Genomic DNA, 21,722 nt, shown 5'->3' with positions numbered 1-21,722 from the left:
TGATAAATAAGAAGAAAGCAGGATTTTTCTCTCTCGTACAGATATTTTCCTTATCTTCAAGGCCAAAATCGTACGCTATGAATGACGAAACATATCAACTGTTGCTCTACGGCATGTCTGCATTGGCAGTGGTCGTCTTTGTGTCACTGTATTTTGTGAAAGCCGGTTATGGCATGTTCCGCACCCGCTCGTGGGGATGGTCGGTCCCCAATAAAGTAGGCTGGGTATGTATGGAGGTTCCTGCATTTGTAGTGATGGGGATAGGAGCCTGGAAAGGAGGAGTCAGCTTATATACGCCGCAAGCCGTGTTCGTGGGCTTGTTTTTGCTGCATTATTTTCAACGTTCGTTTGTCTTCCCGTTGCTGATGAAGGGAAAGAGCCGGATGCCGTTGGCCATCATGGCCATGGGCGTGCTTTTCAATGTCATCAATGCCCTATTGTTGTCGGTTAGTTTTTTCAGTTGTGCCGTACCCGGAAAGTATGAACCGGTGACTTATTGGTCGCATCCTTTGCCTTGGGTAGGAGTCGTGGTCTTTTTCATAGGGATGGCCATTAATCTGCAGGCAGACCATGTGATTCGGAACCTGCGTAAGCCGGGCGATACGCGATATTACTTGCCGGAGAAAGGTTTTTACCGCTATGTGACTTCGGCCAATTATTTCGGGGAACTGGTGGAATGGACCGGATTTGCCTTGCTGACCGCCTCGCCTGCAGCCTGGGTGTTTGTCTGGTGGACGGCCGCCAATCTGGTGCCTCGGGCTGATGCCATTTATAAGCGCTATTGCGAGGAGTTCGGAAAGCAGGCGGTAGGAAGCAGAAAAAGAATCATACCTTATATATATTAGGAGAAGGAGGAAAGATGGATTCACTTTTATTTACGCCCGTCACTTTGGGACCGTTGACTTTGCGTAACCGTACCATCCGGTCGGCGGCATTTGAAAGTATGTGTCCGGGAAATGCACCTTCGGAGCAGTTGTTGGACTATCACCGTTCGGTGGCTGCCGGAGGAGTAGGGATGACCACTGTGGCGTATGCTGCCGTGACCCGCAGCGGACTTTCGTTCGACCGGCAGTTGTGGATGAGGCCGGAGATTGTGCCGGGGTTGCGCAAGTTGACGGATGCCGTACATGCCGAAGGAGCCGCAGCAAGTATCCAACTGGGCCATTGCGGGAATATGTCACATAAGAGTATCTGCGGTTGTCTGCCGGTAGGGGCAAGCAGTGGGTTCAATTTGTATTCCCCCACCTTTGTGCGCGGACTTCGGGCCGATGAATTGCCGGAAATGGCCAAGGCTTACGGACAGGCGGTGTGTCTGGCGCGGGAAGCCGGCTTTGATGCCGTAGAGATACATGCAGGTCATGGTTACCTTATCAGCCAGTTCCTTTCACCTTCTACCAATCATCGGAAGGATGAGTTCGGCGGTTCGCTGGAAAATCGGATGCGCTTCATGGAAATGGTGATGGAGGAAGTGATGAAAGCGGCGGGGAATGATATGGCGGTGCTGGTCAAGATGAACATGCGCGACGGATTCCGGGGAGGCATGGAACTGGATGAATCCTTGCAGGTGGCGCGGAAGTTGCAGGAACTGGGGGCGCATGCACTGGTGTTGAGTGGTGGCTTCGTCAGCAAGGCGCCGATGTACGTAATGCGTGGGGAAATGCCCATCCGTACCATGACGCATTACATGACTTGCTGGTGGTTGAAATACAGTGTGCGGCTGGTAGGAAAATACATGATTCCTTCCGTACCTTTCCGTGAGGCTTATTTCTTGGAAGATGCCTTGAAGTTTCGTGAGGCACTGGATATGCCGCTGGTGTATGTAGGAGGACTGGTGGCCCGCAAGAAAATTGACGAAGTGTTGAATCACGGGTTTGAGGCAGTGCAGATGGGACGTGCCCTGCTCAATGAACCGGATTTTGTGAACCGTATGCGGCGGGAAGAGGATGCACGGTGCAACTGCCGTCACAGCAATTATTGCATTGCCCGCATGTACACCTTGGACATGGCTTGTCATCAACACCTGAAGGAAGAACTGCCTCCTTGTCTGAAGAAAGAAATTGAACGGATTGAAAGCAAAGGATGAAAATGGAACGGAAACTGGCAGTAATTACGGGGGCCGACGGAGGAATGGGAACGGAAATCACACGGGCCGTGGCATTGGCCGGTTATCGGGTGGTGATGGCGTGCTGTAACCTGGAAAAAGCGGAGATGAAGAAAGCACAGTTGATAAAGGATACGGGGAATCGGAACATTGAAGTGGAATTTATTGACTTGGCTTCGTTGGCTTCTGTAGCCGCTTTTGCGGAAAAAATCTGCGCTCGTGGAGAGAGATTGACGCTGTTGATGAACAATGCCGGCACAATGGAAACCGGACGGCACTATACGGAAGACGGATTGGAACGTACGGTGAGTGTGAATTACGTGGGACCTTATCTTCTGACGTGAAAATTACTTCCGTTGATGGGAGAGGGAAGCCGGGTGGTGAACATGGTGTCGTGTACGTATGCCATCGGTCGGTTGGATTTCCCGGATTTCTTCTATCAGGGAAAGAAAGGAAGTTTCTGGCGGATTCCGGTGTACAGCAATACGAAACTGGCATTGACCTTGTTCACGCTGGAACTGGCCGACCGTGTGAAAGAACGGGGAATTGTGGTCAATGCGGCCGATCCGGGGATTGTATCGACCGATATCATTACCATGCATTTATGGTTTGACCCGCTGACGGATATTTTTTTCCGACCTTTTATCCGGACACCCCGTCAGGGGGCCGCTACGGCAGTGGGGCTTTTATTGGACGAAGACGCGGGGAAGCGGACAGGTACATTGAATGCCAGTGGACATCCGGTGCGGCTGTCGAAGAAATATCTTCCTCATGTGCAGCAGAAGGAATTGTGGAACCGTACGGAAGAGATTGTCCGGAAATGGCTGTAGAATGATATAAAAGCAACGGGCCGGCACCTCATGCAGAGGAGTCGGCCCGTTGCGATATAGAGATGTATTGTATTATACCAGATGCGCAATCAGTTCTTCGCGGTCGCCAGCCAAGAGGTCGATGACCGGAATTTCAATCATGGTGTAGCATCCCGGCCGCTGTTTCATGGAAGCACGGGCTACGCATACCAGTACCTGAGCGGTCAGGGCTGGGTTGTTGATTTTCATGTCGAACTCAAACAGCTGGTTGTGAGTTTTTCCGGATACACCTTTACGTACAAGGTTTACGCCGTGACCTACATCGTTCAGGTCGTCTACACAAGGCACCTGGATGACGTGTGTTTCATCGTTTACAAAATACGGGTCGGCCTTGATGGCTGCTTCTACGGTCTTGAAATCAGCTCCTTCTTCCAGTTCCACATATACCATACGGCGGTGAATACCTGTACCAACCGGAATGGTCATGGACAACGCATCTTTCACGCCTTCAATGGCACGAACGGCTACAGAGTGTCCCATGCTGCGGCCCGGACCGAAGTTGGTGTAAGTGATACCTTTCGGAGCGATGGCTTCCAGCAAGGTGCGAACTACAGAGTCGCTTCCCGGATCCCATCCGGCAGAGATGATAGAAACGGCGTGGTGTGCCTTGGCTGTTTCGTCCAGTGTGCGGCGCAGGCTGGTAATCTGCGTATGGATGTCAAAACTGTCTACGGTGTTGATGCCTAATGCCAGGATTTCTTTGGCGTAGGCTTCTACGCTGCGGGTCGGGGTAGCTAAGATGGCTACATCTACGTCCTTCAGTTCGCGGATATCCTTTACAACTGGATAGTCGGCCAGTTCTGCCGGTTTGTTTTCTGCTCCATGACGGCGTACTACACCTGCTACTTCAAAATCGGAAGCGGCTTCAAGTGCTTCCAGGGTAAATTTCCCGATGTTCCCGTAACCCACTACGGCTGCTCTTATTTTCTTCATATTTCTTATAATGTTTAGGTTGTTTGGGCAAAAATACGGAATTAGAATCATTCCAAACAAACTGAATTGGGGGGATTTTCCAAAAAAACTCGTAAAACTTATAATTTATCACTTTCTTATCTTTATTTTTGTTCGCTATTTTATAAATTGTTAGAAAAACATGATTGAATATATCAAAGGAGAACTTGTGGAAGCTACCCCAGCTTGGGTAGTAATAGACTGTCATGGAATAGGATACGGTATCAATGTGTCTTTGAATACATTTTCGGCCGTACAAGGAAAGAAAGAGGTCAAACTTTATATTTATGAGGCTATCCGGGAAGATGCATACGTGCTGTATGGGTTTGCCACCCGTCAGGAACGGGAACTGTTTCTGTTGCTCATCAGTGTGTCGGGAGTGGGAGGTAATACAGCCCGGATGATTTTGTCGGCGCTTTCTCCCTCGGAACTGTGTAATGTGATAGGTAGTGGTAACGACAAGTTGTTGAAGACGGTGAAAGGTATCGGATTGAAAACCGCGCAACGAATCATAGTGGAGCTGAAAGACAAGATAGCTGCTACGGGTATAAAGAGTGCTACTACCGTGAAGTCAATGGCAGTGGCTGCCAACTCGGAAGTGTATGAGGAAGCGGTAGCTGCCTTGACCATGTTGGGCTTTGCTCAGGCTCCTTCGCAGAAGGTGACGGCCCAGATTCTCAAGGAAGAGCCGGAGGCTCCGGTAGAGAAAGTCATCAAACTGGCCTTGAAACGGCTTTAATAAGATACTTTGTTTGTACGTATTTATTTTTTTTGTTCCTTTGTGGAGTTCTATTAATTAAAGATTGAGTAAAATGACATTTGCAAGCATTGTATGGGATGTGGATCCGGTGCTGGTTCATTTGGGATCACTCGAAATCCGGTGGTACGGTCTGATGTGGGGCTTGGGATTTATCCTGGCCTATGAAATAGGGTCCCGTATGTTAAAGAAAGAAGGCTGTCCAGATAATTGGGCCGACAAACTTTTTATGTACTGCATCGTCAGCAGTGTGATTGGTGCGCGGTTGGGACATTGTCTTTTTTATGAATGGGATTATTACGGAGCACATCCGATAGAGATCTTAAAAATATGGAAGGGAGGACTGGCCAGTCATGGGGGAGTCTTTGCTTTGATATTAGGATTAATCTGGTATTCCAAGACCGTCACGAAGAAAAGTGTATGGTGGTTGTTCGACCGTCTGATTCCGGCGGTGGCGGTGGTTTGTATCTGTATTCGTTTCGGCAACCTGATGAATTCCGAGATTTTCGGCTATCCTACGACTTTGCCTTGGGGATTTGAGTTTGTCCGTTCGCGCGAATGGCAGGAATTGTATAACCAAAATGGAGTAGCCCAGGCTTGTCATCCTACTCAAATTTATGAGATGCTATATTGTCTGATTGCTTTGATTGTTTCATGGGTGATGTATCATAAGTATCATTTACAGAAACGGGTCGGCCTGATTACCGGTGTGTCGTTGTTGATATTCTTTGGGGCCCGGTTTGGGTTGGAATTTATGAAAAATCCACAAGTAGCTGAAGAGGTAGGTATGACTTTGAACATTGGCCAATGGTTGAGCGTTCCTTTGATTCTGTTGGGAGTTTATCTGATTGTTACAAGCAAAAAACGAAAAGAAACGTTTTGATAATATTTGATAATAAGCAACTTTCTCTTTAGAAAGTCACTTATCGTACGAATGTTTCATCCTTGAGTAACTATGTTTCATGCAACATAATTATTCAAGGATGAAACATTTTTTAAATATATATTAATGACTGAAAGGTACTTTTGCATCGCCGTTTTTAAAATGGTTAATTGAATGAAACAACTTAATGTTTAACTTAATCTTATGCGTAAATGAAAAGCCATAAAAGAGCATTCTTATTTACACTCCTATTTTCAATGGTGTGTATGGTATTGCAAGCGCAAAGTTTGCAGGTCGAAGGAACTGTGATTTCGAAGTCTGATGGGGAGCCGATTATTGGAGCCTCCGTTCTTGAAAAAGGTACAACAAATGGTACGATTACTGACCTTGATGGTAAATTCTCTTTATCAGTAAAACAAGGAGCAGAAATTGTAATTTCTTATGTGGGTTTTAAAACTCAAACCTTGAAAGCTGCGGCAGTTTTGCATGTAGACTTAGTAGAAGATACGGAAATGCTGCAGGAAGTGGTGGTAACAGGTTATACTACTCAGCGTAAGGCCGATTTGACAGGTTCGGTTGCTGTGGTTTCAACAGATGCCATGAAAACAGCTCCGGATCCAGATCCGATGAAAGCTTTGCAAGGAAAAGTGGCTGGTATGACGATTACGACTAATGGTTCTCCGAGTGGTACGGCTACGGTACGTATTCGTGGTATCGGTTCTTTTAACTCTTCTCAGGATCCGCTTTATGTGATTGATGGTGTGCCTACCAATATGTCTCTGAATTCATTGAATGCCAATGATATTGAGAGTATGCAGGTATTGAAAGATGCGGCTTCTGCTTCTATCTATGGTTCACGAGCTTCTAATGGTGTGATCATCATTACTACTAAGAAAGGTAAGAAGGCTGATAAGGTGAAAGTAGATTTCTCTGCTAATCTGACTGCTCAGTTCTATTCTTCTCAGTCATTGATGGATGTATGTAATTCATCTGAATATGCTACAGCCATGGCGCAAGCTGCATTGAATGATGGATTGGATCCGGTGGCTTATGCCAACAACTACGGCTTGGACTTGAATGCGGCATCAGGAACTCCGATTACGGTATGGAATCCGCAAACAAACCAATATGTAAATTATACAGTCAATGGCCGGTATGACGGATTCATCAACAGCAAGAAGACCATGCGTTATTCTGATACAGACTGGTTGGATGAAATCTCAAGAGTTGGTTTCTCTCAGAATTATGACCTTTCTCTTTCGCATGCGAATGACAAACATTCAACGATGTTCTCTTTGGGTTATAAGAAAAACAATGGTATCTTGAAGTATACGGATTTTGAAAATATTTCAGCCCGTATGAATTCATCCTATAATATAAATAGGTATGTCACTATCGGTGAAAACTTTACAGTGACTTATTCAAGTCAAGTAGACTGTGCACCGATGGAAAATGCATTAAAGATGGCACCGACCGTACCGGTATATGAAACTGATGGAACAACTTTCGCGGGTCCGGTAGGTGGTATGAGCGACCGTCAGAACCCGTTGCGTGAATTGTATCACAACAAAGACAACCATTTGGACTACTGGCGTTTGTTTGGTAACGGATATGTAGATATCAAACCTTTTAAAGGTTTTGTGTTCCGTTCCAACTTTGGTATTGATACGTATAACTCACTGATTAATTCAATGACGCATACTTTCCATTCTGATATCGTCAACAATGACATCGCTAAGACGACATTGACAAATAAGAATGAAGTGAACTGGACATGGTCAAATACCATCAATTACAATTTCAAAGTGGCGAAGAAACATGATTTCAATGTCTTGGTTGGATCTGAATTGTCAAAGCAGAGTTCACTTGAATTCGGTGCTTATTCAGAAGGTTATGCCTTGGAAGATGTAGATTATATGTGGCCGAATGCTGCGACAGGCGTCATGAAGAATACAGGTGCGAAAGTCGGTTACCGTCTGGCTTCTTTCTTTGGAAAGATTGATTATAACTTTGATGACTTGGTTTTGGCTTCATTTACAATCCGTCAAGATGGTTCTTCTCGTTTTGGTAAAGGTCACCGTTGGGGTACTTTCCCAGCAGCTACATTGGGTTTGCGTGTATCTAAATGGATCAAAGCAAGCTGGATGGATGACTGGAAAGTGAGATTATCTTGGGGACAAACTGGTAACCAGGCAATTGATAACAATGCACAGTTTGGTTTGTATGTAGTGGATTACGGATTGGACCGTGTGACTTCAACTGCATACGACTTGTATCTCCAAGGTTCAGGAACCTTCCCTTCAGGATATCGTGCAACTCAGCTTGCCAATCCTAATTTGAAATGGGAATCTGCTACACAGTATAACGTGGGTACTGACTTTACTCTCTTGAACGGTAGTTTGTATGGTACCATCGATGGATATGTGAAGAATGTTGGTGATATGTTGATTTCTCCGGCTTATCTGGGTGCCATTGGTGAAGGTGGTAATTCTTGGTTGAACGGTCCTTCTTTGCGTAACTGGGGTATGGAATTTAATGTAGGATACCGTAAGTCACTGGCCTGTGGACTGGGCTTGGATGTCAGTGCCAATGTAGACTTCTTCCGTAACAAGGTTACTTACCTGCCGTCAACTACTACCGGAGCTTATGCTCATACTTCAAGAGAAAACTTGGTAGAGTCAGGCATGCCTTATGGTTCTTCAGTAGGATATATCGTGGAAGGTTTGTTCCAGAACCAGGCTGAAGTGGATGCTTCCGGACAGGCCAATGCCCGTGTAGGTGGTTTGAAATATAAAGATGTAGATGGAAACGGCATCATTACTCAGGATGACCAGGAGTGGATCTATAATCCGGTACCTGCTTTCTCTTATGGTTTGAATATTGCGTTGAACTACAAGAACTTCGATTTGACGATGTTCTGGCAAGGTGTTTGCGATCAGGATGTGTACAATAACCAGAAAGCGCAGACAGACTTCTGGAGTATTGTGGATGCGGGTTCTAACAAAGGAAACCGTTTGCTGGGTGCTTGGAACACGAATAACACGGGTTCTACTATTCCGGCTTTGACTACAAACAATACAGCAGATGAAGGTAGAGCTTCCAGCTATTATGTAGAAAACGGATCCTATATGAAATTGCGTACATTGCAGTTTGGATACACCGTGCCCACTACTTTCTTGTCTAAGTTTAAGATGACTAGTGCCAGAGTTTACGTGTCTGGTCAAAACCTGCTGACTATCAAGAGCAAGAGTCTGACTTGTCCGGATCCGGAAAACCCGAACTGGAATTATCCGCTTGCAACTTCTGTATCATTTGGTTTACAAATTGGTTTCTAACTTAAAATAAAGGAAATGATGAAAAAATATATATTGCTGGCAGCTTGTGCACTCGGTTTGTCATTGAGTAGCTGTGAAGATTTTTTGAATTATACTCCGACTGCAGTAGTAGATGAAGATAAGGCTTTCTCAGATCCGGAGAAAATGGTAAATGCGGCTTACGCTATGTTGGGCGACTGCTGGTACACTTACCCGTTCAACTTGTTCCCTTATGGTGACGTGAGTTCAGATGACTGTCTGAAAGGTGGTTCAGGAACGACGGATACAGGTTATCATGCCTTTGATATCTGGACTACACTGACCCCTACCACTCCGGGTGAGATGGATGAACTTTGGTATCGTTTGTATGTGGCTATCTCTCGTTGCAACCGTGCATTGATTGCGTTGGAACGTAATGGCGATCAATTAGGCGAAGATGTGAAAACGCAACGGGTAGCCGAAATGCGTTTTTTGCGTGGGCACTTCTATTTTAAACTGCTTACAGTGTTCCGTCAGGTTCCTTGGATTGACGAACAAGTAGTGGAAGATAATTCGTATGAACAGGTTAGCAATACTGCATTGAATTACGAGCAATTGTTCCAGAAAGTGATTGATGATTTCAAAGCAGCTTATGACGTGTTGCCGGTGAAAGGACCGGGTGAAGATGGCCGGGCTAATAAGGTAGCAGCTGCTGCTTATCTGGCTAAATGCTATCTGACTTTGGCTTGGGGAGACGGATATGAAGCTACTACGGGTGAAAGCCATATCAACTCTGAATACATGCAGAAGGTGATAGACTATACGGATGAGGTTGTGTCTTCCGATTACGGATATTTGGAAGATTATGGAGATATTTTCTTACCGGCCTACAAGAATAGTAAAGAATCTGTCTTTGCGGTGCAGTGCTCTGATTATGAGGATGACAATACCACTTACGGACGTGCCAACTGGTCGAATATGCTGAATGGCTGTTGGCAGATGTGGTCTTGCGGATGGGATTTCCACAAGCCGTCTCAGAATTTGGTGAATGCCTTCAAGACCAAAAACGGTCTGCCGATGTTTGATGACTATAATAACGAGATTGATTATCCGATTAATGGTCAGCCTACGGAGCAGAAATGGGATCCACGTTTGTTCCATACAGTAGGTATGCCGACTTTCCCTTACAAGTATGAGGCTGAATATACCATGACTACCGCCAATTCACGTACACCGAATACGTATGGATATTATACTTCGTTGAAGGAAGTACCGCAACGTTCTGAGGGAGAAACTTACAACGGTTCATGGCAGGCTTTTGCAATGAATGATTATGTATTCCGTTACACGGACGTGATGCTGATGCGTGCGGAAGCATTGATTGAACTGAACAGATTGGACGAAGCAGAGAACATCGTGAATGATATCCGTAATCGTGCAAAGCAGTCAGTTTCCAAACATATCAGCTATGCTGCAGACCAGTGTGAAATTGCACTCTATCCGGAAGGTTATTTCTCTAACAAGGAAATTGCCCGTAAATGTCTGCGTTGGGAACGTCGTCTGGAAATGGCCATGGAAAACGGACGTTTCTTTGATTTGCGTCGTTGGGGTATTGCTTCAAAGACTTTGAATGCGTACTTCCAGAGTGAGCAGAATGACGTATATGAGGGTCAGACTTATGGACAGTATTACAAGGACGCTCATTTCACTCCTGAGAAGAACGAATTCTTCCCTGTGCCTTACAACCAGATGTTCTATATTCCTGGATTGTACACACAGAATAAAGGATATGAATAATTAATTCTGACTTTCCTTTTCCTCCCTTGCAAGGGGAGGGAGGGGAAAGTTATTAGTTTATAATGACCAATAACAAATTTATTTTATGAGAAAGTATGCCTATACAATGAAAGCAGCCCTTTTAGGACTTTTCTTAGGAATGGCTCCTATTGTGCAAGCGGAATCTGCGTGGACAGTTCGTCATCTGGTAAGTGAACAGAGTATTGTTTCTCTGGATGTGAAAGAAAACTATCTGATTCTTCCTATACAGGATGATGCACCGGAAGGTAAAATTTGTGTGGTAAAGGATAATGAACAGGAAGGTACTTTCATGAATGTGCGTTTGGCACGTGAAAGAGTAGACTCATACGTTCCATTTGCGTTGTCGGCTTATAAAGGACAACACATTTCTATCGACATACAGGGAGTTCCTGAAAATGCACTTTGTTGGAAAGAACTGAAGCTGTCTGATTCTTTCGATATGGCGAACAAGGAAAGCTTCCGTCCGGTTTATCATCACACACCGGCATACGGCTGGATGAATGACCCGAACGGTATGTTCTATAAAGATGGAGTTTATCATCTGTATTTCCAGTACAATCCTTACGGTTCTGTATGGGGAAACATGCACTGGGGACATTCTACCAGTACTGATCTGGCACATTGGACATTTGAAGGTTGTGCCATCGTTCCGGATGCATGGGGAGCTATTTTCAGTGGTTCATGTGTGGTAGACCATGAGAATACGGCAGGCTTTGGTAAGGATGCCATAGTGGCCTTTTATACTTCAGCTAAGTCTACTCCTTGGGGAGACGTGCAGGCAGAGAGCATGGCTTATAGTCTGGACAATGGAAAGACTTTTACAAAATATGAAGGAAATCCGATCGTGACTTCTGAAGAGAAAGATTTCCGTGATCCGAAAGTGTTCTGGTATGCACCGGGCAAACACTGGTGTATGATCCTGGCAGTGGGTCAGCATATGGAGATTTATTCTTCTGCTAACCTGAAGGACTGGAAAAAAGAAAGTGAATTCGGTGCCATGCAGGGTGCTCACGGAGGTGTATGGGAATGCCCAGACTTGGTTGAGCTTCCAGTAGAAGGTACCCGTGAGAAGAAATGGGTGCTGATTTGTAACCTGAATCCGGGTGGTCCTTTCGGGGGTAGCGCCGCACAATATTTTATCGGTTCATTTGATGGAAAGAAGTTCGTGAACGAATTCCCGACACAGACCAAATGGATGGACTGGGGTAAGGACAATTATGCCACTGTCACTTGGAACAATGCCCCTGAAGGCCGTTGCGTGGCATTAGGATGGATGAGCAACTGGCAATATGCCAACAATGTGCCGACCCGTCAGTACCGCAGCGCTAATACCATTGCGCGCGATTTGACAATTTATCGTGAAGGGGGAGAACTGTATCTGAAGAGTACTCCTTCCAAGGAAATCAAGAAAGCTCGTGGTGAGAAGGTTTCTGTGCCTTCATTCAAGGTCGCTGGTCATCATGAAGTGGCAAGCTTGTTGAAAGACAACAAGGGAGCTTATGAGATTGAGATGGTGATTCAGAATGCGGGCGCATCAAAGATTGCCTTCAGCTTGTTGAACGACAAGGGTGACAAGGTTTCCATGTACTACGATGTGCCGCGCAAGCAGTTTGTGATGGATCGCAGCCAAAGTGGAAAAGTAGATTTCAGCAGTGACTTTCCGGCAGTGACAGTGGCTCCTGTGACTGCAGAAAAAGAGTTGACGTTGCGTCTGTTTGTAGACCGTTCCAGCATCGAGGCCTTTGGGGAAGAAGGAAAGTTTGTGATGACAAACCTAGTGTTCCCGTCCGCACCTTATCATAAGATGTTGTTTGAGTCGGATAAAGAAGGTTATAATGTGAAGACCTTGCGGGTATATAAACTGCAGTAACGGGCTGTTTCCATGTGGAAACAGCTTCCGGATGAGGATTTTTTTGCTTGTAAAAATGTTTCATCCTGTTTCAATTTTGTTTCATGCAACAATATTGTCACAGGATGTAACATTCCTTATCTTTCTATATGAGCCGATTGCCTATTTTTGCAGCAAACAAATAAAAACAACTTTCATGCTAACATGCTAAATTAAAATGCTATGAAGGCCGAAAAAAAACAGTTTTCTAATCGTATGGGAGCTGCAGTGTTGCTGCTCGCTTTGGCTTGTGTGAACGGATATGCACAAGAAAACAAATCCTCAAATGACGGTAGTTCCAAGGAAGAAGGAAACCGTAATGTCATGTTGAACGCTGCGAGTGCGAATGGACCTCGTGAAATTCAGATTGGTCTTCCCTCTGCGGATGTGAATGTGCTGGAAAATGGAATTCCAGTAACCTATGCTACCAATCCTCACAGTGTGAACTCTTTGTGGCGTGCAGATGCCAGTTTAAGTCATGTCGGGTTGCTGAAAATCTCAGAAACAGCCATTACGACAGGAAATATCGGTTATGCAGTCAACTCTTTTACTCAGCTGGGTGAAAAAGGTTTCAACGGAACCCTGAATTACAAGTCCAATCATTTTGGCATGCAGGAGATTTCATTGAACTTGAATGGGGAAATTGCCAAGGACTGGTTCTATAGTGGAAGTATTTACCAGGATTTTGACCCGGGGACATTCAAAATCAAATCGACTCCTTTCCAGGATCGTACGCAAATCTACAAGTTTGCCTTGACAAAGCGTTACAGTCAGAACCGCGGTGAGTTTACGGCCATGTATCATTACAGCAACAGCCATCCGGTATATATGTATGCCACTCAGTCGGCTCCGTTTGTTTATGTAGGTGATGGTAGTGTGAGAGAATTGGGCGCTTTTGCTTTGGGTACAACTTCTTACCTGCCGGTTGACAATGAAATGGTGTACCGTGACATGCGGACAGGTGAACTGAAGAAAACCAGCTTGTATGATGCGGTGCAGAACAAGGGTAGTGAAGTGACCTTGATGAATAACTATAACTGGGACAACGGCCTGTCATGGAAGGTGATTATGAAATATGATCATGCGACCGGTTCTTGTGTGTACCAGACTCCGATGGAACTTTCACAGCGTGCGAACAGTAGCATCAATTATCAGTATGAAGGGGAAGATGGCCGTATGCAGGCATACAACGGAGAATATGTGCAGAGCCGTATGTCATGTCTGAATCGCGGACTCATTGATGAATTTATGTTTACAACGGAACTTTCCCGTAAGTTGTCGAACGGAACCTGGCGTCTGGGATTGAACGAATGGTATTATGACATAGATTATGCATCTAATACCACTATGTATGACCAGTCAGTACCGACTGACGGAAGTTATCCGGTTCGTCTGTATAATCCGAATTATGCGACTTCTACTTCTCGTTCGTATGATGGTAACGGATACTATTACGACTTTAACAAGAACGCATCGGAATATTATAAAGGTCATGAAAACAAACTGGCAGTATATTTCACTCACGACTGGGATGTGACAGACAAGTTCAACCTTTACTATGGTGCACGTCTGGAGTATCAGGCACTTCGTGGAAACAATGCAGCCGTAAAAGATGCCGAAGGTAACTTCGTAGGACGTTTCGCCGACTATCATTTGGGGGCTACAGCTCCTAACGGAACAGTCATCGCACCGACTCCGATGGACTATGACTGGTTCAACTATGCGTTGAGTGCAGCTGCTACCTATAAGCTGACGAAAGAATTCGGATTTACCGGTGACTTCACTTATATTACACAGCATCCGAAACTGGAGAATTTCGCACCGGCTGTATCTCCGAATGTCGACAAGATTTCAGTGCCTCTGGGACGTGTGGGTATTTATTACAACAATGAATGGTTGAGCTTGACTTCTTTGTTCTCTTACATTTCGAAGACCAACAATAACTCTACATTGAACCTGCAGCACAGTGTGGATGGAGTGAATGAAATCTTGGCTGCCCCGTTGACTTATGACATTAAGACCTTGGGGTGGACTACTGACGTGGTGACACATCCGTTCAAAGGATTCGATCTGCACTTCCTGTTCACTTATCAGAAGCCGACTTATAAGAAATACGAAACTTCAGTGACATTCTCTGACGATTATGTAGGCCAGATTAATGCTACGGGTAATATCGTAGCGGAAATTCCGCAGGTGATTGTGGAAATCGACCCGAGCTACATGATTACGAAAGACTTGAAAATCTGGACAAGTTTCCGTTACTTCAGCAAGACTTATGCCAATATCAACGATGCCTATTACTTCAATGGCCGTTGGGAAACTTTCGGTGGGTTAAACTGGCAAGTAAATAAGAAGCTGTCATTGGGATGTTCGGTAGTTAACTTCCTGAACCAGACAGGTGCGAAAGGAAGTATCGCCGGAGCAGAACTGGTGACAAAAGAGGACGCTGGAAAGTATGCAAATACGGTTATGGCAGGAAGTTATATCCGCCCGTTCACGGTGGAATTCTCCGCACAGGTAAAATTCTGACATTCATTTTTCTAGATAATAAATATCTCCGGCAGACCTTCGGGCTGCCGGAGTCTGAAAAGTTTTCAGTTTAGGTATTTCAATAATAAGAATGATTTGTATTTTTAATCTCAATAAAAAACAACGTATCATGAAAAAGAATTTTGTTAACCTCACATTGGGTGCGCTTTTCTTGACTGGTATGTGGTCATGCCAATCACAAAAGACTGACCTTGTATTTGAGCATCAGGGAGACACTCTGACTATTGTACATATAAAGAATCCTTCAAAATATTTGTTGCTTCCTATTCAAGAATCTTCCAATGAAGGGAAGGTGAAATTGGATACAGGTAGTCCTGCTGACACACCGATGGATATTCGTCTGGCAGTAGACAGCGTGGAATATTATGTGCCGTTCGAATTGCCTGCAGGTGTGAAAGAAGCTACGGTAACAATTGGAAAGGTTGCAGCCAATGCAGTTTGTTGGGATCATATTCAGTTGTCGGATACATTTAATACAACTAATACGGATTATTACCGTCCAGTATATCATCACACCCCGCTTTATGGTTGGATGAACGATGCTAATGGTTTGGTATATAAAGATGGAGAGTATCATTTGTACTTCCAGTACAATCCTTATGGTTCTAAATGGGGAAATATGCACTGGGGACACTCAGTCAGCAAGGACTTGATTCATTGGGATCACTTGAAACCGGCGATTGCCCGTGATACTTTGGGACATATTTTCTCTGGAAGTACAGTGGTGGATAAAAATAACAGCGCAGGCTACGGAAAGGACGCTATCATTGCTTTCTATACCTCAGCCAGTGATGAACACGGACAGATTCAGTGCATGGCTTACAGCAATGACAATGGTCGTACTTATACAAAATACGAGAAAAACCCGATTTTGACTCCGTTTGACGGATTGAAAGATTTCCGTGATCCGAAAGTGTTCTGGTATGAACCTGCTCAGAAATGGTATATGATTGTTTCTGCTGATAAGGAAATGCGTTTCTATTCTTCTTCTAATTTGAAAGACTGGGAATATCAGAGTGGATTTGGAAAGGGATATGGCGTACAGCCTAATCAGTTTGAATGTCCTGACTTTATTCAGTTGCCGGTAGATGGTGACAAGAACAAGATGAAGTGGGTGATGATTGTCAATATTAACCCGGGATGTATGTTCGGAGGTAGTGCCACAGAATATTTCGTAGGTGATTTTGACGGTAAGGAATTCAAATGTGACACAAAGCCTGAAGTAACAAAATGGTTGGATTATGGAAAAGACCATTATGCTACTGTTTGCTTCTCTAATACAGGCGACCGCGTGATTGCTGTGCCTTGGATGAGTAACTGGCAGTATGCCAATGCCACTCCTATCCGCCAGTATCGTGGTGCTAATGCATTGCCGCGTGAATTGTCTCTTTACACAAAAGACGGTCAGATTTACATGGCTGCCAATGCGGTGAAGGAAACAGAAGCTTTGCGTAAGGATACTCGCAAGGTGGATAACTTTGCGGTAAAGGGTGAATATAAGATTGACGAAATTGTGCCGCAGACGGATGGCGCTTACGAACTGGAAATGGACGTGACTCCGGGTAAAGCACAGGTGGCAGGCTTTGAGTTGCTGAATGACAAAGGTGAGAAGATGAAAGTTTACCTAGACATGAAGGCAGGTAAGTTGGTGGCTGACCGTACGGAAAGCGGTATTGTGGATTTGACACGTTACGGAGAGGTAAACGTACATGAAAAAGAAACAGATGACCACCGCAAGACCATGTCAATCAACTATAAGAATGACTTTGCTTTGGGCACATGGGCTCCGCTTTCCTTGTGTGAAGGTAAAACTTATCATTTGAATATCTTTGTAGATAAATGTTCTGTTGAAATTTTTGTAGACGGCGGACGTATTGCCATGACAAATCTGGTATTCCCTACCAAGCCATACAACACACTGCGTTTCTATGGTGAAGGTGCTGACTATAAGGTGGATAATATGAACATATATAAATTGGGGTTGTAATAAACGATAAACGAGAGACAGACATGACCATGAAAAACTTTTTTGTGACGGCTTTGGGTGCGCTGTTGGTATTTCAGCATGCAGAAGCTGCCGAAAAGAAAATAATCCGTATTTCTACGGATCAGACTGATTTGGTGCTTCAGGTAGCTGAAAACGGACGGCTTTACCAAACTTATTTGGGTGAGAAATTACTGCATGAGGCTGAATTGGAAAACCTTGACTGGCGGATACATCCTGCTTCGGATGCGAGTGTCTCCACTCGCGGATGGGAGGTGTATTCGGGCTCAGGAAATGAAGACTTCTTTGAGCCGGCTGTGGGTATTACACATGCCGATGGGAATTCGTCTACGTGGCTGTATTATGTGTCCTCTTCTTCAAAAGAAGTGGATGGAGGAACACAGACCGATATTCTGTTGCGTGATGACAAATATCCGGTAGATGTAACCTTGCATTATGTGGCTTACGAAAAGGAGAATATCATCAAGACCTGGAGTGAAATCACTCATCAGGAGAAAAAACCGATACAGCTTTTCCGTTATGCTTCGGCCATGCTGTATTTCAATTGTCCTTCTTATTACCTGACTCAATTCAGTGGGGACTGGGCGAAAGAGGTACAAATGAGTACGCAGAAACTGGAGTTTGGAAAGAAAGTGATAGATACCAAGCTGGGAAGTCGTGCAGCTATGCATACTCAGCCATTTTTTATGGTCGGCCTGAATGCTCCTGCCTCAGAGAACCATGGTAAGGTACTGATGGGAACACTGGGGTGGATTGGTAACTTCCGTTTTACATTCGAGGTGGATAATGTCGGCAACTTGCGCGTCATTCCTGCTATCAATCCTTATGCGTCGAATTATGAACTGGAAAAAGGAGAGGTATTCACCACTCCTGAGTTCATCTTTACATTAAGTTATAAAGGTACGGGTGAAGGAAGCCGTAATTTCCAGGAATGGGCACGTAATTACCAGTTGAAAGACGGAAAAGGTTCTCGCCTGAGTTTGTTGAACAACTGGGAAAATACCGGATTTGATTTTAATGAGGATATCTTGGTCGATTTGATTCGGGAAACGAAAGAACTCGGCGTAGATATGTTTCTGCTGGATGATGGATGGTTTGGAAACAAATACAAGCGTAGCGGGGATACCGCAGGACTGGGAGACTGGGAAACTACGGTTGACAAGCTTCCTGGTGGTATCAATGCCTTGGTACAGGCTGCTCAGAAAGAAGGTGTGAAGTTCGGCCTTTGGATTGAACCGGAAATGGTCAATCCTCAAAGCGAGTTGTTTGAGAAGCATCCTGATTGGGCAATTCATTATCCGAATCGTGACACTTATTATTACCGTAATCAGCTGGTGCTGGATTTGAGTAATCCGCAGGTACAGGATTATGTGTATGGTGTCATAGACAAACTGTTGAAAGAGAATCCGGGTATCGCTTACTTTAAGTGGGATTGCAACAGTCCGATTACGAATATTTATTCTTCTTACTTGAAAACAAGACAGGGACGTCTTTATATTGACCATGTGAGAGGCGTCTACAATGTCATGAAACGGGTAAAGGAGAATTATCCTGATGTGCCGATGATGCTTTGTTCCGGTGGCGGTGCCCGCTGTGACTATGAAGCCTTGAAATATTTCACGGAGTTCTGGTGCAGTGACAATACTGATCCGGTGGAAAGAGCTTATATTCAGTGGGGATTCTCTCAATTCTTCCCGGCAAAGGCAATGTGTGCGCATGTTACCAGCTGGAACAAGAATGCTTCTATCAAGTTCCGTACGGATATGGCTTCCATGTGTAAGTTGGGATTTGATATTGGATTGAAAGAACTGAAGGCGGAGGAACTGCAATATTGCCAGCTTGCCGTGGCTAACTGGAAACGTTTGCAGCCGGTGATATTGGATGGGGTGCAATACCGTCTGGTCTCACCTTATGAATCCAATCACATGGCTGTGAATTATGTGAGTCAAGACGGTGGAAAAGCTGTGGTATTTGCTTATGACATTTATCCTCGTTTCCAAGAGAAACTCATGCGACTGAAACTACAAGGACTGGATCCGAATAAGATGTATAAGGTAGAAGAGATCAATCTGATGCCTGGAACTAACTCCACATTGAAAGAAAACGAAAAGGTTTTTTCTGGAGACTATCTGATGAAAGTGGGGTTGGATGTATTCCGTTTTCAGCCTGGACAGAGCCGTGTAATCGAGTTAACCGCCGAATAGATGAAATTCTCTGAAATAGAGAAATAAAACAAATAGTTTAAAAATAAACGAAAATGACTAATACGCAATTGAAATATGCGAAACTTTTCCCGGTGATGCTTTGCTTCTTCGCCATGGGATTTGTGGATTTGGTTGGAATTGCATCCAACTATGTAAAGGAGGATTTAGGCCTGAGTGATTCAGAGGCGAATATATTTCCTTCTTTGGTGTTCTTTTGGTTCCTGATATTCTCTGTTCCGACAGGAATGTTGATGAATCGTATCGGACGTAAAAAAACCGTATTGTTAAGTTTGGTAGTGACATTCTTGTCACTGGTGCTGCCTATGTTTGGTGACAGCTACGGTTTGATGCTTTGTGCTTTTTCTTTGCTGGGAATTGGTAATGCGTTGATGCAGACCTCTCTGAATCCGTTGCTGAGTAATATTATTTCTGGTGACCGATTGGCCAGTACATTGACTTTCGGTCAGTTTGTGAAAGCAATAGCTTCTTTCCTGGCGCCTTATCTGGCCATGTGGGGAGCTTTGCAAACCATTCCGACGTTTGGCTTAGGGTGGAGAGTGTTGTTCCCTATTTATATGATTGTGGCTATCTTTGCAATTCTTTTGCTTTCGGCTACACCAATAACTGAGGAACAGCCGGATAAAGCTTCCAGCTTTGCTGATTGTCTGAAACTGTTGGGTAAGCCGTTTATCCTGCTGTCTTTCTTGGGCATTATGTGTCATGTGGGAATTGATGTGGGTACGAACACTACGGCTCCGAAGATTCTGATGGAACGCATTGGGATGACATTGACGGAAGCTGGATTTGCAACGAGTCTGTATTTTATTTTCCGTACGTTAGGTTGTTTTTCTGGAGCATTTATCTTACGGGTTGTTTCTTCTAAGGCCTTTTTCCTGATCAGTGTGATTTGTATGGTTCTAGCCATGATCGGACTCTTTGCTTTCGATTCACGTACGATTATCTATATCTGCATTGCGTTGATTGGTTTTGGTAACTCCAATGTGTTCTCTATCGTCTTTTCACAGGCTTTGCTGGCGATGCCGAATAAGAAAAATGAGGTGTCAGGATTGATGATTATGGGACTTTTCGGTGGTACTGTGTTCCCGCTGTTTATGGGAATTGCTAGTGATACAATCGGACAGAACGGAGCCGTAGCAGTGATGGCTGCCGGTGTGATTTATTTACTTTTTTATACATTGAAAATTAAACATTAAAATAGCAAGACTATGAATAATACAATTGTAGTAGGCATTGGCGAAGCATTATGGGATGTATTGCCTGAAGGAAAGAAAATTGGTGGAGCTCCAGCAAATTTTGCGTATCATGTATCACAGTTCGGACTTGACGGACGTGCGGTAAGTGCAGTAGGAGAGGACAAGTTGGGAACTGAAATCCTGGAAAACTTTTATGAGAAAAATCTGCATTGTATGATTGAACGTGTGCCTTATCCAACAGGAACGGTACAAGTGGAACTTGATGCAGAAGGAGTTCCTTGTTACGATATTAAAGAAGGTGTGGCTTGGGATAATATTCCATATACAGTGGCATTGGAAGGACTGGCAAAGCAGACTACAGCTGTTTGTTTTGGTTCTTTGGCTCAACGGAGTGTCGTTTCTCGTGAAACTATCAACAAGTTCTTGGATGCTATGCCGAAGGAAGGCACACTGAAAGTGTTTGACATCAACCTTCGTCAGGGATTCTATTCTAAAGAAGTGCTTTGCAACTCTTTTAGAAAATGTAATGTGTTGAAAATTAACGATGAAGAGTTGGTCACAGTGAGCCGTATGTTCGGTTATCCGGGTATTGATTTGCAGGATAAGTGCTGGATTTTGCTGGCTAAATATAACTTGAAGATGTTGATTCTGACTTGTGGGGTGAACGGAAGTTACGTATTTACTCCAGGAAATGTATCCTTTGTAGAAACTCCGAAAGTGGAGGTTGCAGATACGGTTGGAGCAGGCGATTCATTTACCGCTACATTTGTCGCTTCTATCTTGAAAGGGAAGACCGTGCGTGAAGCGCATGAGCTGGCCGTAGAGGTTTCAGCATTTGTGTGCACTCAAAATGGAGCTATGCCTGAATTCCCATTATATCTGAGAGACAAGATGTAAAGAATAAGGTTTATAAGTTTGTATTTTTAGTTTAGGTTAGATTTGAAAAGCATGCGGTTTTGGCTGTGACAGCTGAAACCGCATTTTTATTGCTTAATAATAAAGAAAAAAATCTTTTTGATTGAAAGGCTTTCCTTGCTTTGATATATCTTTGCAAAGTTAACTTAACGTGAGTTCGAAATAGTAATAAATATATTTCAGTGATAATTAGAAACATAGCGATAAAAGTATTAAATTTATAGTGCTGAATTATAAGATTTAAACGATTACCACTATGTTTCCAGAGTCTAAA

General features: G+C 44.3%; 14 protein-coding genes and 1 pseudogene. 13 read left to right on the top strand and 2 right to left on the bottom strand.

Features of this window, described 5'->3' with window-relative positions:
• The first annotated feature begins 77 nt into the window (after positions 1-77).
• From H6A28_RS12720 to H6A28_RS12710, 3 genes and pseudogenes are all read left to right on the top strand, one after another.
• On the top strand, positions 78-845 hold the full coding sequence (locus tag H6A28_RS12720; RefSeq protein ID WP_204480677.1) for a DUF1295 domain-containing protein: 768 nt from the start codon (positions 78-80) through the stop codon (positions 843-845).
• 14 nt (positions 846-859) lie between these two features.
• On the top strand, positions 860-2,083 hold the full coding sequence (locus H6A28_RS12715; RefSeq protein ID WP_204480676.1) for an NADH:flavin oxidoreductase: 1,224 nt from the start codon (positions 860-862) through the stop codon (positions 2,081-2,083).
• 2 nt (positions 2,084-2,085) lie between these two features.
• Positions 2,086-2,931, top strand: a pseudogene (locus tag H6A28_RS12710) (SDR family oxidoreductase).
• A gap of 72 nt (positions 2,932-3,003) precedes the next feature.
• Here the strand turns inward: H6A28_RS12710 and H6A28_RS12705 are convergent.
• Entirely contained in the window at positions 3,004-3,903 is a 900-nt protein-coding gene (locus H6A28_RS12705; protein WP_204480675.1) for a diaminopimelate dehydrogenase, read from the bottom strand.
• Between the two features lie 160 nt (positions 3,904-4,063).
• Between H6A28_RS12705 and ruvA the strand changes: the two genes are divergently transcribed.
• From ruvA to H6A28_RS12655, 10 genes are all read left to right on the top strand, one after another.
• Complete coding sequence (gene ruvA / locus H6A28_RS12700; RefSeq protein ID WP_204475688.1) at positions 4,064-4,660, top strand: Holliday junction branch migration protein RuvA; 597 nt, start codon at positions 4,064-4,066, stop codon at positions 4,658-4,660.
• 73 nt (positions 4,661-4,733) lie between these two features.
• Entirely contained in the window at positions 4,734-5,561 is an 828-nt protein-coding gene (gene lgt / locus H6A28_RS12695) for a prolipoprotein diacylglyceryl transferase (RefSeq protein WP_204475689.1), read from the top strand.
• A 266-nt stretch (positions 5,562-5,827) separates the two neighbouring features.
• The gene (locus H6A28_RS12690) at positions 5,828-8,896 is read left to right on the top strand and encodes a SusC/RagA family TonB-linked outer membrane protein (RefSeq protein ID WP_430622428.1); all 3,069 of its coding nucleotides are present in this window, start codon (positions 5,828-5,830) and stop codon (positions 8,894-8,896) included.
• A 15-nt stretch (positions 8,897-8,911) separates the two neighbouring features.
• Positions 8,912-10,651: a RagB/SusD family nutrient uptake outer membrane protein gene (locus tag H6A28_RS12685; protein WP_204480674.1), complete on the top strand. Its 1,740-nt coding sequence runs from the start codon at positions 8,912-8,914 to the stop codon at positions 10,649-10,651.
• Between the two features lie 85 nt (positions 10,652-10,736).
• Positions 10,737-12,542, top strand: coding sequence for a DUF4980 domain-containing protein (locus H6A28_RS12680; protein ID WP_204480673.1), 1,806 nt, complete (start codon positions 10,737-10,739; stop codon positions 12,540-12,542).
• 201 nt (positions 12,543-12,743) lie between these two features.
• Positions 12,744-15,089, top strand: coding sequence for a TonB-dependent receptor (locus H6A28_RS12675; RefSeq protein ID WP_204480672.1), 2,346 nt, complete (start codon positions 12,744-12,746; stop codon positions 15,087-15,089).
• 130 nt (positions 15,090-15,219) lie between these two features.
• A complete protein-coding gene (locus H6A28_RS12670) occupies positions 15,220-17,097 on the top strand; it encodes a DUF4980 domain-containing protein (RefSeq protein ID WP_204480670.1) in 1,878 nt (625 codons plus the stop codon).
• Between the two features lie 29 nt (positions 17,098-17,126).
• A complete protein-coding gene (locus H6A28_RS12665) occupies positions 17,127-19,319 on the top strand; it encodes an alpha-galactosidase (protein WP_204480668.1) in 2,193 nt (730 codons plus the stop codon).
• Between the two features lie 53 nt (positions 19,320-19,372).
• On the top strand, positions 19,373-20,533 hold the full coding sequence (locus H6A28_RS12660; protein ID WP_204480666.1) for an MFS transporter: 1,161 nt from the start codon (positions 19,373-19,375) through the stop codon (positions 20,531-20,533).
• Positions 20,534-20,545: 12 nt separating this feature from the next.
• The gene (locus H6A28_RS12655; RefSeq protein ID WP_204475697.1) at positions 20,546-21,430 is read left to right on the top strand and encodes a carbohydrate kinase family protein; all 885 of its coding nucleotides are present in this window, start codon (positions 20,546-20,548) and stop codon (positions 21,428-21,430) included.
• Between the two features lie 31 nt (positions 21,431-21,461).
• On the opposite strand, the gene H6A28_RS12650 is transcribed toward H6A28_RS12655, so the two are convergent.
• The coding region (locus H6A28_RS12650; protein ID WP_204480665.1) for a hypothetical protein at positions 21,462-21,722 on the bottom strand (261 nt) is incomplete at its 5' end.

The sequence above is a fragment of the Bacteroides mediterraneensis genome, assembly GCF_016900355.1.
In the GTDB taxonomy this organism is placed as follows: Bacteria; Bacteroidota; Bacteroidia; order Bacteroidales; family Bacteroidaceae; genus Phocaeicola.
Note: the sequence above shows the minus strand (reverse complement) of the source record. Positions and strands in the feature narration are given on the sequence as shown.

Bases quoted from the DNA above. Each gene is read 5' to 3' on its own strand.
- H6A28_RS12720 (WP_204480677.1), top strand. From the start codon at position 78: ATGAATGACGAAACATATCAACTGTTGCTCTACGGCATGTCTGCATTG.
- H6A28_RS12715 (WP_204480676.1), top strand. From the start codon at position 860: ATGGATTCACTTTTATTTACGCCCGTCACTTTGGGACCGTTGACTTTG.
- H6A28_RS12705 (WP_204480675.1), bottom strand. From the start codon at position 3,903: ATGAAGAAAATAAGAGCAGCCGTAGTGGGTTACGGGAACATCGGGAAA.
- ruvA (WP_204475688.1), top strand. From the start codon at position 4,064: ATGATTGAATATATCAAAGGAGAACTTGTGGAAGCTACCCCAGCTTGG.
- lgt (WP_204475689.1), top strand. From the start codon at position 4,734: ATGACATTTGCAAGCATTGTATGGGATGTGGATCCGGTGCTGGTTCAT.
- H6A28_RS12690 (WP_430622428.1), top strand. From the start codon at position 5,828: ATGGTATTGCAAGCGCAAAGTTTGCAGGTCGAAGGAACTGTGATTTCG.
- H6A28_RS12685 (WP_204480674.1), top strand. From the start codon at position 8,912: ATGATGAAAAAATATATATTGCTGGCAGCTTGTGCACTCGGTTTGTCA.
- H6A28_RS12680 (WP_204480673.1), top strand. From the start codon at position 10,737: ATGAGAAAGTATGCCTATACAATGAAAGCAGCCCTTTTAGGACTTTTC.
- H6A28_RS12675 (WP_204480672.1), top strand. From the start codon at position 12,744: ATGAAGGCCGAAAAAAAACAGTTTTCTAATCGTATGGGAGCTGCAGTG.
- H6A28_RS12670 (WP_204480670.1), top strand. From the start codon at position 15,220: ATGAAAAAGAATTTTGTTAACCTCACATTGGGTGCGCTTTTCTTGACT.
- H6A28_RS12665 (WP_204480668.1), top strand. From the start codon at position 17,127: ATGAAAAACTTTTTTGTGACGGCTTTGGGTGCGCTGTTGGTATTTCAG.
- H6A28_RS12660 (WP_204480666.1), top strand. From the start codon at position 19,373: ATGACTAATACGCAATTGAAATATGCGAAACTTTTCCCGGTGATGCTT.
- H6A28_RS12655 (WP_204475697.1), top strand. From the start codon at position 20,546: ATGAATAATACAATTGTAGTAGGCATTGGCGAAGCATTATGGGATGTA.